Origin of the sequence: Shewanella sp. HL-SH2 (assembly GCF_051164935.1) — a bacterium.
Lineage (GTDB): Bacteria > Pseudomonadota > Gammaproteobacteria > Enterobacterales > Shewanellaceae > Shewanella > Shewanella glacialimarina.
On record NZ_CP195035.1, the window covers coordinates 3,116,677 to 3,129,634 of the forward strand.

Below are 12,958 nucleotides of genomic sequence, written 5' to 3' on the forward strand. Positions count from 1 at the left end.
TATTAGGCTTGGCAGTGTCACTAGTGAGTAACAATTAACCGTAACGACCGGTGATATAATCTTCTGTTTTACGTTTTTGGGGTGTAGTAAATATAGTATTAGTATCAGCATACTCAACTAACTCACCCATATACATAAACGCGGTGTTATCAGATACACGGGCAGCCTGTTGCATATTGTGTGTCACAATCACTACAGTATATTTTTGCTTCAGCTCAGTGATCAACTCTTCAATCGTTAAGGTTGAAATAGGGTCAAGTGCCGATGTTGGCTCATCGAGTAACAACACTTCTGGCTCAATGGCAATGGCACGGGCAATAACTAAACGTTGCTGCTGACCACCTGATAAACCAAAAGCATTGTCATGCAAACGATCTTTTACTTCATCCCAAATAGCTGCGCCACGTAATGAACGCTCTGCCGCTTCATCAAGTTCACGACGATTATTTAACCCTTGCAAGCGCAGGCCATATACGACGTTTTCATAAATTGATTTAGGAAACGGGTTCGGACGCTGGAAAACCATACCAACATTACGTCTTAGCGCTGCCACATCAACCTTTTTGTCATAAATATTTTGACCATGCAGTAAAATTTCACCTTCTATTTTACAGATGTCCACTAAGTCATTCATGCGATTAATACAACGCAGTAAGGTCGATTTACCACAACCACTTGGACCAATAAAGGCTGTAACCTGCTTTTTAGGTATTTTCATCGACACATTAAATAGCGCCTGCTTTTCTGCGTAACGTAAATCTAGGTTACGAATTTCTAAAGCGGTATACTCTGCAGTTAAGTTAGCTAAATCTACCGTTTCAGTTTGCATGTTTGTACGATCAATCGAAATCATTTTAATTTTCCCTCAGGATATCGCTATTAGTGTTCTAGCGAACGGAATTTTTCACGTAAATGGTTACGCACGCTAATGGCGGTTAAATTTAACGCGACAATTACCGAGACTAATAAAAACGAGGTAGCGTAAACCAAAGGACGCGCTGCCTCAACGTTAGGGCTTTGGAAGCCTACGTCATAAATATGGAAGCCTAAGTGCATAAACTTTCGCTCTAAATGCACAAATGGAAAGTTCATATCTATTGGCAGTGTTGGGGCAAGTTTCACCACACCCACTAACATTAAAGGAGCAACCTCACCGGCAGCGCGCGCAACGGCTAAAATTAACCCGGTCATAATAGCGGGACTCGCCATTGGAATAACAATCCGCCATAGGGTTTCGGCTTTCGTCGCCCCTAACGCTAAACTGCCTTGACGCACAGCACTCGGAATACGGCTTAAACCTTCTTCTGTTGATACAATCACTACGGGTAAGGTTAAAATAGCTAAAGTCAGTGCAGACCAAATTACCCCTGGCGATCCAAATGTTGGCGCGGGTAATGCTTCTGGGTAAAACAATTGGTCAAGTGAGCCACCTAACATATACACAAAGAAGCCTAAACCGAACACACCGTAAACAATAGATGGCACGCCAGCTAAGTTAATCACCGCTATGCGGATCATCTTAGTAATTGGGCCTTTTTTAGCGTATTCGTGTAAGTATATCGCTGCAACCACACCAAATGGAGTCACTATAACCGCCATCAGCATAACCATAAACACGGTACCAAATATGGCTGGAAATACCCCGCCTTCGGTATTTGCTTCGCGTGGGTCGTCGCTAACAAAACGCCCCATACCAATAAACCAGTGTCCAATTTTACCAATAAAACTCATGTGGTTAACATAGTTAACATCAAGAATGCTGTCTAGCTTTAAGGTCACTTCTTCGCCGCGCATATCGCGAATAATTACCGAATCCCGTGCCGCTTTGTCACGTAATGCAAAAAGTGACTTTTCAAGGACTAAGTAATCTTGGTTAAGTTGATAAATGCCAGCCTCAATTTCTGCTTTGGTTGCTGCGGTCAACTTACCTTCTAACTCGTACTTACGCTCTTTTAAACGTAGGCGTTCAATTTCATAGTTAATTGTTCCTATATCACTTTTTTGTAACGTTAATGCTTCGTCACCAATATCAACCGCACGGTTGATGTGATCAATCAATGATGTTTCAAGCGCGCCACCTTCAAGCGCTAAGCGCTTACCATCTTCGATAACCGCAATAGGATAACCGTAAAAGTTACCATTTTTAGTACGCTCAAATTTTGCGACATCTAATGGCGTGCTGCGACTCACTATGTCTGTCGCTAATATCCATCTAAAATCTAAACCAACAAATTCACGGTTACCGGTTTTCACCAAGTAACGCGTCACAAACTCTCCAGGATGTTGATTAAATTGGTGCCCTGCTGATATTAAGCGTTCAGTGGGGACTTCTTCTCGGTCATAAATTTCGCCAATAAGGGTACTTTTAATGCCTTTTTGATCCTGTAATTCCCACTGATAAACCTCAGCAGGCCAAAAGTAACTTAAGCCACGCCAAGCAATCAGAAGTAATAAGCCAATTACGGCAATCAAACTGATACTTACTGCGCCACCTGTCATCCAAATCCATGGTGAGCCTGATTTAAACCACTTACCCATTATATAAACCTCTCAAGACGACCGCGGAAATTGTGTATATAAAAGTCATCATTATTCCTTAAAGCGAACTGTAGCGGTCACGTAAACGTTGACGAACTACCTCTGCAATGGTGTTGAATACGAAAGTGAATATAAACAGCACGAATGCCGCTAAGAACAGCACGCGATAATGAGATGAACCAATTGCAGATTCTGGCATTTCTACTGCAATATTAGCCGCAAGTGTTCTCATACCTTCAAACACACTCCACTCCATTATGGCGGTATTTCCTGTTGCCATCAGTACAATCATGGTCTCACCTACAGCACGACCTAAGCCCATCATAATGGCAGAGAAAATACCTGGACTTGCGGTCAGTAATACAACTCGCGTAAGGGTTTGCCAATTTGTCGCACCTAACGCCAAACTACCATTAGATAAATGACGCGGTACGGAGAAAATAGCATCTTCAGCAATAGAGAAAATGGTTGGAATAACCGCAAAGCCCATGGCAATACCGACTACCAATGCGTTGCGTTGGTCAAAGGTAATACCTAAGTCATTGGTAATGAATTGACGCGTGTTGCCATCAAAAAACATGATTTCAATGGTTGGGCTAATAGCAAATGAAAACCAGCCAACAAAAATAATCACCGGAATTAACATTAATTCCTGATAAGTTTCAGGCAGACGTTGCTTCCATTTTTGCGGTAACTTGCTCCAACAAAATGCGCTGGTTAAAATAGAGGTAGGTAATAGTATCAACAAGGCTAAAATGCCGGGTAAATGATCCTCAATCAGCGGCGCTAACCATAAACCGGCTAAAAATCCCAAAATAACTGTCGGCAGTGCTTCCATAATTTCAATGGTAGGTTTAACCACATTACGCACTTTAGGTGTCATAAAGTATGCGGTGTAGATAGCACCAGCAATAGCTAATGGCACAGCAAATAGCATGGCATAAAATGCGGCTTTCATAGTACCAAACGCTAACGGCATCAAGCTGAGTTTTGCTTCAAAATCATCTGAACCGGAGGTTGATTGCCATACATACTGTGGTTCAGGATACCCTTCATACCACACTTTTTGCCACATGGCGCTCCACGACACTTCAGGATGACTATTTTCAACCGCAAATAAATGTAGCTGCTTATCCGCTTCAATGATAAGCCCATTTGAACGCGGACTAAATGACATCAACCCTGGATTAGGTAGCTCAAATTTCTCATCAAACAAATTACGTTGGCTAGTAGCATATAATAGGGTTAACTCACCTTCAGGGCTCAATACTGCAAAGCTTTTACGATAAAACTCTGTCGCCATAGTGCTAATTGAAGCTAACTCGTCGAACTCACGAATGTACTGATATAAACGGCCGTTATCACTATTGACTTGAAAAAACTGACTCACAATACCTGTATCGTAACTGACCAATATTGAACTCGCACCGGCAAGTAAATTTACCTGTTTAATATTAGCATCGCCTTTTGTGACATCAATCACTTGCATCAACTCAACGGCTTCTGCATCACTGATATCATAAACATACAACTTATTGGCTGATGGTAGGATAAGTTGGCGATGATCTGGGGTCATTAATGGCATTAATGATTTTGACGGCGCTTCTTCAATAACAGAATGATATGAAACCCACTCAACCTCTTCGGTCATCATATTTTCTTCACCATCAAGGCGATTGATATTCCACACACCCTGTTGGTCTTGGAATACAAAGCTCATGCGGTTGTCTGAAAAATCAAATGCTAAATGATGTACTGAACCATTAGCATTAATCGTTAATGGCTCTTGGTTCAAATAACGCACTTTTGGCGTAATCAAGCGTTGATTATCAGGATAAGTGACCTCGAAATCGATTCCCAGTACCAGCACCTGACCATTACTTAATCCCAATGCAAAGCGTTGCTCATTCGGACTTGATTTCGCACTACTAGTCACGGTAGTTCCGATTGGAAGCTTAACAATATGCGAGGTGATAAGTTGGTTTGTTACCGAAGAATAAAAATCCACTTGGCCATCGTTTGCCACGCGAAATAACACTTCATTCTGTTCATCACTACCAACCATTAGGGTTGGCACATCAGTGTGTAACATGTTCACTTTACTGCTAGGCTGAATATCAGCACCGTCGAAAATAGGTTTAATCACGTATAGCAGATAGAAAAATATCAGTAATAACGCAACAAACACCATGGTGCCGCCAACAGTTACAGCAATTTGTGCTGCCTTATCCTTAAATGCTCTGCGTGTTGCATAGCGATCTACAAGTAGACTTTTAGCCGCAGAACCAGGTTGACTTACCTGACTTTCCATTAAGAACCTCTATATTTAATCATTCACTAAAATAGCGCTTTGATTGTGTAATTTACTGTGTTAACAATAAATGCTGATGACAATATATGTCTTTCATTATTAACCCAACTTAAAGTGGTTGGCATTATATGACGTAAAGATGACAGTAGTGTTACAGTCAAAATTTTAGTTTCATGTAGGAGAGGATATTTATGATGCGTTATTTGGTTACCCTGCAAGCTCCTGATAGAAAAGGCTTAGTTGAACAGATCGCTAATGCAGTAAGCCGTCAAGATGGTAATTGGTTAGATTCAGAAATGCGCCACCTGGACGGTATTTTTGCTGCAATATTACAATTAGAAATGCCCGTCGATAAATGGGATGCATTTGTTGATGCGCTAGAATGTATTGATGGCCTGTCATTAACTTATTCACAAGCCAGTCAAACCGCACCACCTATCAAACATGTAAGTTATCAACTTGTCGCTTACGATCGGCCAGGACTGGTGTTACATATTTCAAATAGTCTCAATGCGCTTGGGGTCAATATTGAGCACTTTAGCAGCCAATATGAAACAGCCAGTCATACTGGCGTGGCCTTATTTAGGGCGAATATGAGCTTAGGCTTAACCGAACTCATTCAAGAAGAACAAATCGTGGAGCAATTTTATAAATTAGGCGACGATGTTGTTTTAGATAAAGTCACTAAAACCAACTAGCAATAAATATGCAGCCAACCTTAGGCAAAGATTAAAATGCACTATTATATAGTGCATTTTAATAATGCCATCGAAATTATAGACTTCCACTAGCATGAAAATACTGTTACGCCTCAGTTTCTATAAGCTAGGAATTGTTGATTTTTCGACAAGGCTTTTACAACAGTTTGTCATCATTACACTTGGACATCTCACTTAGTATCGAAGTTAAGTATCTGATTATATATGGTCTATTAGTTAATAAGGAGTATACATAATGCTAGATTATGATAATCTTCATTTATAAGACTAAAGGGATAATTAGTACTGTGACACCGATGAATATGACCTCTTCAAAAGCTTGTGTGCTGTTGATTTGCTTTCTAGTTAATATTTATAGCTCAAATGGACTTGCAAACGAGTCAGTTGAATATTTTGAAAACTATGCAGGATCTCATTCTGTAGAAGAAACGCTGAAACACTTAGATCAATTCAATATCGAAACAAGCATTTTAGCTAGTGAAGATAAAGCCAAGTTGTATTTTTTATACGGTCAACTGTATGAGAAAAACCGCCAGCTTGATTTAGCAATTAGCAGTTATGATAACAGTATCAATTTGGTTAACACATTGGCCATATCTGATACCTTAATTGACAGCCATCTTGAACGCTCTTTTGCGCTCTACCTGCAAACAAATGACCCTGCTATTTACTGCGTCGATCGCTATAAAGCGCTTGAATATGCAAGACAGCAAAATAATACCGAGCTATTAACCAAAACATTGACCCAAAATGCATTTTGTTATGAAGGAGCAAATACCATACATATAGGCATTGCTTTACTGGATGAAGCGATGGATATTGTCGATAAAAGTGAAAAGCTAAATGCTAATAGAAAAGCGTTAATTTATAACGCCACAGGTAGCCTTTATCGTAATGTCGGCTTGCATCAGCGTAGCTATGACAATTTTGAAAAAGCTTATCAAACCTGGGCGACCATTAATGATAAACAAGACATGTTTAATATGTTGCACAACATGCTAAGCCAAAGTATTAAGCTAGGTCATTGGCCTGAAGCAAAAAACAGTGTAGAAGCACAATTTGAACTCGCTAAATCAAACCTGGAATTCAAAGATTTTACTTTTTTCGCGCACTTAAATGCGGGACGAGTAGCACTGGGTATGAATGATTATCCAAAAGCGATAGCAAACCTAAAAAATGCCATTCAATTACGTCACACTACCCAAGAGCAATATTTTGTCACTAGTGGTTATCTATTTCTAGCAATCGCTTACATGCGTAATGGACAGACTGCAGAGGCTGATGAGATGGCGACGCTATTTAAACAGGATCAGGACTTCAGAACAGACAAACAACAGATGACACTTAAAGCGGATGCAATTATTGCATTTGCAAAACAAGATTACTTAACTTCAGTCAATTTACTGTTTCAATTAATTGATGATGAACGTAAAAATAACCTCAACATGTTAAATCCAGAAGTCATCAACTCGGCGTTAAATCACCATGCCAAAGTCGCTGAGTTTGAAAATATTCTCCTCGCCAACAAACTGGCTATTAATGAGCTAAAGCTCACCGCCATTCAAGATAAAGAAAGAATTAATGAGCTTACACTAACCATCGTGGCTTTATTAACTATTACACTGGGCTTGTTTCTAGTTTTTGCACTAAACACTTACAAAAAACGTTCACAAACAGACTTTTTAACAAAAATTGCCAATCGAGGATTTACATTTATTAAAGGGGAGCAGTTAATCAAACGTGCGATAAAATTGCAGCAACCTGCCTCAGTGATCATTTTTGATATAGATAATTTTAAGGAAATCAATGACAAATACGGCCATCACATTGGTGACTTAGCGATTAAAGCACTCGCACAAAGAGCGCAAACTTGTATTAAAAAGCAAGATCTCGTAGGGCGTATCGGGGGAGAAGAGTTTTTAATCGTGTTACCACAAACGTGTGAGCAGGATGCTTGGGCTATTTCAGAACGCCTTAGAAACAGCATTGCCGAAAAAAACTTCATCTTTGATGGCATTACAATAAACTTTACCATTAGTTTAGGTCTTGCTGAATTACATTCATCAACCTCCTCACTTCAAGAATTAATGATAGAAGCAGATAAAGCCCTATATCAAGCAAAGTTTTCGGGTAAAAACAAAGTCTACCTAGCAAGGCAATGTGCTTAACAAAGCACAACTACATTTCGATTAAGCAGCCCTTAAGACGAATGTAAAAGTGCAATTGAACTAAATTGCCGCATAGTTTAGCCATCACATCTGTTAAACTCTGTTGCAAAAGCTCATAAATGGAACGCGCATGTTAGGCACATTATCAAAACTCAACACTTCACTTAACTCAGCGGATGAAGTGCAATATCAATTACCTGTGGGTGACTCACTTATTGCACTTAATCCCTTAATCGGTAAATCACTGACGTTAACGCATACTGGTAATATTTTTTGTTGTAATTGTGGCAAGAAAACTAAAAAAAGTTATTCCCAAGGCCACTGTTATGTTTGTATGCAAAAATTGGCTAGTTGCGACATGTGCATCATGAAGCCCGAAACATGCCATTTTGACCAAGGTACTTGCCGTGAGCCAGAATGGGCGCAAAGTCATTGTTTTGTGCCCCATTATGTCTATTTATCAAATACCTCAGGGATAAAAGTCGGCATTACTCGTCACAACCAAATACCGACACGTTGGATTGATCAGGGTGCCACCCAAGGATTGCCTATTTTTAAAGTGTCGACCCGTAAAATGTCAGGGTTAATTGAGATAGAATTAGCAAAATTCATCAATGACAAAACCCATTGGCAGGCCATGCTTAAGGGTCATAATGATGATATTGATTTAGTGTCTCAAGCGGCTGAGTTGATACCTTTAATCGCTGATAAATTACAACAAATAGCCGCTGAACATAGCGATATAATTATTGAGCGATTAGACGCGAACATTCAAGCAATTCAATACCCTATTGAGCAATTTCCACTAAAAGTAAAATCACATAACTTTGATAAAGTGGCAGAAGTAACAGGTATATTACAGGGTATTAAAGGGCAATATTTGATATTTGATACTGGGGTGATAAATATCCGTAAATTTAGCTCATACGAAGTTGAAGTCAGTAACCCGTAGTCTGTTGTCTGTTGTCTGTTGTCTGTTGTCTGCTAAGAAAAAACATCAATTTTAACAACTAAAAACACAAAAAAAGCCCTAGAACATTGTCTAGGGCTTTTTTATTACGTTTCAGCTAGTCATAGGATTAGCGTTAACAAATACTCGATATTAGAACTTCACGTTAGCACGAACGAAGAAGTAACGACCTAACACATCATAAGTGTACGGGTCGGTATTTGAATCGTTGTTACCAGTGAAATATGGAGGTTCTTCATCAAAAATGTTATTCACACCAGCTGACATGCGAACAGTGTTTGTCACGTCATAAGAACCTGATAAATCGTGGTAAACAATGCTGCTTACAGTAGGTGCATAACACTTAGTGGTGTCAGCTTTACATGCAAAGGAGTCCATACCATCGATATAACGCGCTTCATAAGTTGCGCTCCAATCCTGACCAGTTGCTGTGATGTTAAAGTTTGACTTAAACTTAGCGTAAGCACCGACACCGCCAGTGATATAACCACGGTAGTCAACAGCTTTACCATCTGGATCAAACTCTTCATATGAAGAAAGAATTGAAGAGTCTAAACCCGCTTTCCAGCTTAAATCTAACGCATCAAACACATAAGCTACGTTAATGTCATAACCTGAAGTATTGGTTGCGCCAATGTTTTGTAAACCATTGTCAAACTTAATACGACCAGTGCTGTCAAGTTCAATATTTGAAGACTGACATAGTGCAGTACCTGTATTGATTTTGTTACCACCGGCATCTAAACACTGGTTAGCCACATAGTTAGAGTCAACAGCGGTAATGGTGTTAGTTATCGCAATATCGAAATAATCAACAGTGAACGATAAACCTTCAACATAGCTTGGAGAGTAAACCAAACCAAGAGTGGTGATATCAGCTTCTTCTGGAGTCAGTAATTCATTACCACCTACAGTCACTTCAGCTTGAGTTTGGTCAGTTGATGGGTGAACAATTTGATTAAACGATGGAGACTTGCCACCAAATAACTCACTTACTGTTGGCGCACGGAATGCTGTAGAACGACCACCACGAACCATTAAGTCATCATATAAGCGCCAAGTTAAGCCTAGCTTCCAAGTTGTATCATCACCAAAAGTGCTGTAGTCAAAGTAACGCACTGCTGCGCTCATATCAACTTGCTGTGCCATTGGTAAGTCAGCTAACAATGGAATCGCTAATTCAGCATAAAGCTCATCAACACTGAATTCACCAGCGGTAGCTTCAACACGCGGGTCGTTAGCTAAGCCCTGAGCCGTTAATGAGTCAGGCGTATAATGCGCAGACTCTTTACGGTTCTCATAACCTGCTGCAAAACCTAATTCACCCGCAGGTAAATCCATGATTGCACCAGATAAAGTAGCCGCTGCGATATCTAATTCACTGCCACCGCTGTTTACTTCGGTGTAAATAAATGGGGCAATACTTGCGCCTTCCCAAGAAGACTGAGTAAATGGGTCGAATGTTTTTGCAGTAACTGCATCATTAATAGAACCGATGTTATGCAGGTTAGCTAAAGTATCAACTGAGTCGTTCTTACCTTTGTTGTAAGAAGCATCCCATGCCCAACCATTGTCGAACTCGCCTTCTAAACCAAGAACAATACGCACTGTATCTACAGTTTGGCTAAAGTCACGAGAACCTGACTCAACCATACGACGACCATAGCTGACTGCCTCACCTTCTTGAACTTTACCAATAAGTTCTTTATTCATCCACGATGAATCATAAACCCAAGGATCTTTACTCCAAATTGGCTGTGGCGCCATTTGTTGTTCAGATGAGCGCTTAGTGTACATAGCTTCAGTAAAGAACATGATGCTGTCAGATAGCTCGTAGGTACCCGAGAAGCTTAAGTTTAAACGCTCCATAGGGGTTGATAAGAAACTGTCTTTAGCGTAGTTGTAAGCATCTGCTGAGCTATAGTCATGATACTCACCACCACGACCACTTAGATTTGCTTCAGTGTTGTTTTCGTCAAAATAAGCAAACTTAGGCTTACCTTTGCCGTCATTAATATATTGGCCATAGAAGCCTGAATCACCGATTGCATAATCACCTTCTGCACCAGTAGGTGTAATACCGAAGTTACTATCACCCCAGATATGCCCACCTTGTGAATAAGAACTGCCGCCACAATAAAGTGTTTTCGCGCCTGCAGCACCTTTTTCAGCAATTGGACACTCAGAGAAACCACGGTCAGCTTGGCTAGCTTCACCGCGTTTGGTGTACTGAGCATTTAAAACTAAATTGCCTTTATCAAATGTGTTACCTAAAGTAAAGTCGATGCTTGTTTCATCAGCATCACCCTGTGCAGATAAACCTGTTTGAGCATTCATTTCAAAGCCGTCGAAATCACGCTTTAAAATAACGTTCACAACACCCGCAATAGCATCGGTACCGTAGACAGCTGAAGCGCCATCTTTTAATACTTCGACACGTTGGATCATTGAAACTGGAATCGTGTTTAAATCAACCGTTGAAGCTGCGCCAGTACCTGATGCGATCATACGACGACCGTTTACCAGTACTAGAGTCCGGTTTGAACCTAAGCCACGTAGGTTCATTGATGCATTACCACCAGAACCATTGTTAACTGCAGCGTTAGTCATTGCGCCGCCTGAAGATGTCATTTTTTGCAAAACATCATCAATTGAAGTCGCGCCAGATGAAAGAATAGCAGACGCATCGATAACACTGACTGGGCTGGCTGTTTCCATGTCGGTACGTTTAATACGTGAACCGGTAACAGCAATACGCTCAACTTTTTGAGCCTGTTCTTCTGCTGCAATAGCAGAAGCTGAAAATACACTGACAGATGCAACACTTGTTGCTGCAACTGCTAATAAACTACTACGAATAGCTTTCGCAGTTAATGAAACTGAACTCATAATAAAACTCCCTGCAACTTAGTTTTAAAAACATCAAGTTGTTATATTTTTTATAATGCAATTAGCCAAGCGCTAATTACAGGGCAGCATTATTAATAAATAAAAAACCATTAGTCAACAACGTCAACATATCAAACACAATAGGGGTGACAATTTATCCATATAGACAACACAAAACCCAAGACGCTGATTTTAATGCAGAAAAAATACACCCGCAATTAATTTAAATGAAAATAAAACAAAATAATTTAAAATAATAAACAAATGAAAAACATAAAAAACCATAGTTATTAACAGGGGAACAATATAAGAACAAATGCATCAATAACTACACAATTCAAGTGATTGTTAAATAGACTGAATTAATGAAATAAATACATAAACTGATAGGTAATTACTTTTTTATTGCCAACATTGTGATAAAACTCACTTTAATAAGGTTGTAATTAAAAGCTTATCTATTGAAAATATTGTATATAAAATACACTCAAATAAATTAACATAATTAGTTTACTAAATTCGTTAACAATTCCACTACTTATATAACTGCTTATATAACTGCTTATATAACAGCTTATATAACAGCTTATATCGTGACAATTCTGTACCCTTGGGTAATCTACATACAAACAACAAGCTAAAAATACAATTATTAAGCTAGTAAAATACGATATTTTTACTGCTATAAAATACTAAATGTAATGACTTCGGTCACAGTACAATGGATAGCGATAATAGGTTAAATCTCAAATTTAGGGCAATAAAAAAGGCGCCTAGGCGCCTTCTCATTGCTTAGCAAAGATTAACGAGTGCGTGGGCACACTTGATCAGCGCTAAAGAAGTAAGCAATTTCACGAGCTGCTGATTCAAGTGCATCAGAACCGTGAACTGCGTTTTCATCTATGCTAGCAGCATAGTCGCCACGTAGCGTGCCACGAGCAGCTTCAGCTGGGTTAGTCGCACCCATGATTTCACGGTTAGCTAGAACAGCGTTTTCGCCTTCTAACACTTGAACCATTACTGGACCAGAAGTCATGAAAGAAACTAAAGCACCAAAGAAAGGACGTGCGCTATGTTCAGCGTAGAATCCTTCAGCTTGTTCTTTAGATAAATGAACCATTTTAGAAGCAACGATCTTAAGACCTGCTGATTCAAAACGATTATAAATAGCACCGATGTGGTTGTTAGCAACTGCATCTGGTTTGATTATAGAGAATGTGCGTTCGATCGCCATAACTAGCTTCCTTAATGTGAGCAAGTTTATAAAATTCGCGCGGATTATACGTAATTTAATATTGTATTCATAGCATAAGTGGTGTTTTAGGTGAAAATTGCTTCTTTACGGACGCATTTTTAACCATAC

General features: G+C 39.6%; 8 protein-coding genes. 3 read left to right on the forward strand and 5 right to left on the reverse strand.

The window, feature by feature from the left end:
- Positions 1–34: 34 nt before the first annotated feature.
- The 3 genes from pstB to ACRWP9_RS13600 are packed head-to-tail and all read right to left on the reverse strand — an operon-like array spanning position 35 to position 4,849.
- Complete coding sequence (pstB, locus tag ACRWP9_RS13590) at positions 35–853, reverse strand: phosphate ABC transporter ATP-binding protein PstB (protein ID WP_434926454.1); 819 nt, start codon at positions 851–853, stop codon at positions 35–37.
- A gap of 26 nt (positions 854–879) precedes the next feature.
- Complete coding sequence (gene pstA, locus ACRWP9_RS13595; RefSeq protein ID WP_434926455.1) at positions 880–2,538, reverse strand: phosphate ABC transporter permease PstA; 1,659 nt, start codon at positions 2,536–2,538, stop codon at positions 880–882.
- A 58-nt stretch (positions 2,539–2,596) separates the two neighbouring features.
- On the reverse strand, positions 2,597–4,849 hold the full coding sequence (locus ACRWP9_RS13600) for an ABC transporter permease subunit (RefSeq protein ID WP_434926456.1): 2,253 nt from the start codon (positions 4,847–4,849) through the stop codon (positions 2,597–2,599).
- A 191-nt stretch (positions 4,850–5,040) separates the two neighbouring features.
- Between ACRWP9_RS13600 and ACRWP9_RS13605 the strand changes: the two genes are divergently transcribed.
- The 3 genes from ACRWP9_RS13605 (at position 5,041) to ACRWP9_RS13615 (ending at position 8,688) form a co-directional block, all read left to right on the forward strand.
- Positions 5,041–5,547 (forward strand): glycine cleavage system protein R, encoded by a 507-nt coding sequence (locus ACRWP9_RS13605; protein ID WP_226415055.1) that lies wholly within the window; start codon positions 5,041–5,043, stop codon positions 5,545–5,547.
- Positions 5,548–5,864: 317 nt separating this feature from the next.
- Positions 5,865–7,736 carry a diguanylate cyclase gene (locus ACRWP9_RS13610; protein WP_434929072.1) on the forward strand — a complete coding sequence of 624 codons (1,872 nt, stop codon included), beginning with the start codon at positions 5,865–5,867 and terminating at the stop codon, positions 7,734–7,736.
- 130 nt (positions 7,737–7,866) lie between these two features.
- Entirely contained in the window at positions 7,867–8,688 is an 822-nt protein-coding gene (locus ACRWP9_RS13615; protein WP_434926457.1) for a DUF2797 domain-containing protein, read from the forward strand.
- A gap of 150 nt (positions 8,689–8,838) precedes the next feature.
- Here ACRWP9_RS13615 and ACRWP9_RS13620 read toward each other — a convergent pair whose 3' ends face one another.
- Positions 8,839–11,595 carry a TonB-dependent receptor gene (locus ACRWP9_RS13620; RefSeq protein WP_434926458.1) on the reverse strand — a complete coding sequence of 919 codons (2,757 nt, stop codon included), beginning with the start codon at positions 11,593–11,595 and terminating at the stop codon, positions 8,839–8,841.
- Positions 11,596–12,397: 802 nt separating this feature from the next.
- A complete protein-coding gene (gene ndk / locus ACRWP9_RS13625; protein ID WP_226415046.1) occupies positions 12,398–12,829 on the reverse strand; it encodes a nucleoside-diphosphate kinase in 432 nt (143 codons plus the stop codon).
- Positions 12,830–12,958 lie beyond the last annotated feature (129 nt).

Bases quoted from the DNA above. Each gene is read 5' to 3' on its own strand.
- pstB (WP_434926454.1), bottom strand. From the start codon at position 853: ATGATTTCGATTGATCGTACAAACATGCAAACTGAAACGGTAGATTTA.
- pstA (WP_434926455.1), bottom strand. From the start codon at position 2,538: ATGGGTAAGTGGTTTAAATCAGGCTCACCATGGATTTGGATGACAGGT.
- ACRWP9_RS13600 (WP_434926456.1), bottom strand. From the start codon at position 4,849: ATGGAAAGTCAGGTAAGTCAACCTGGTTCTGCGGCTAAAAGTCTACTT.
- ACRWP9_RS13605 (WP_226415055.1), top strand. From the start codon at position 5,041: ATGATGCGTTATTTGGTTACCCTGCAAGCTCCTGATAGAAAAGGCTTA.
- ACRWP9_RS13610 (WP_434929072.1), top strand. From the start codon at position 5,865: ATGAATATGACCTCTTCAAAAGCTTGTGTGCTGTTGATTTGCTTTCTA.
- ACRWP9_RS13615 (WP_434926457.1), top strand. From the start codon at position 7,867: ATGTTAGGCACATTATCAAAACTCAACACTTCACTTAACTCAGCGGAT.
- ACRWP9_RS13620 (WP_434926458.1), bottom strand. From the start codon at position 11,595: ATGAGTTCAGTTTCATTAACTGCGAAAGCTATTCGTAGTAGTTTATTA.
- ndk (WP_226415046.1), bottom strand. From the start codon at position 12,829: ATGGCGATCGAACGCACATTCTCTATAATCAAACCAGATGCAGTTGCT.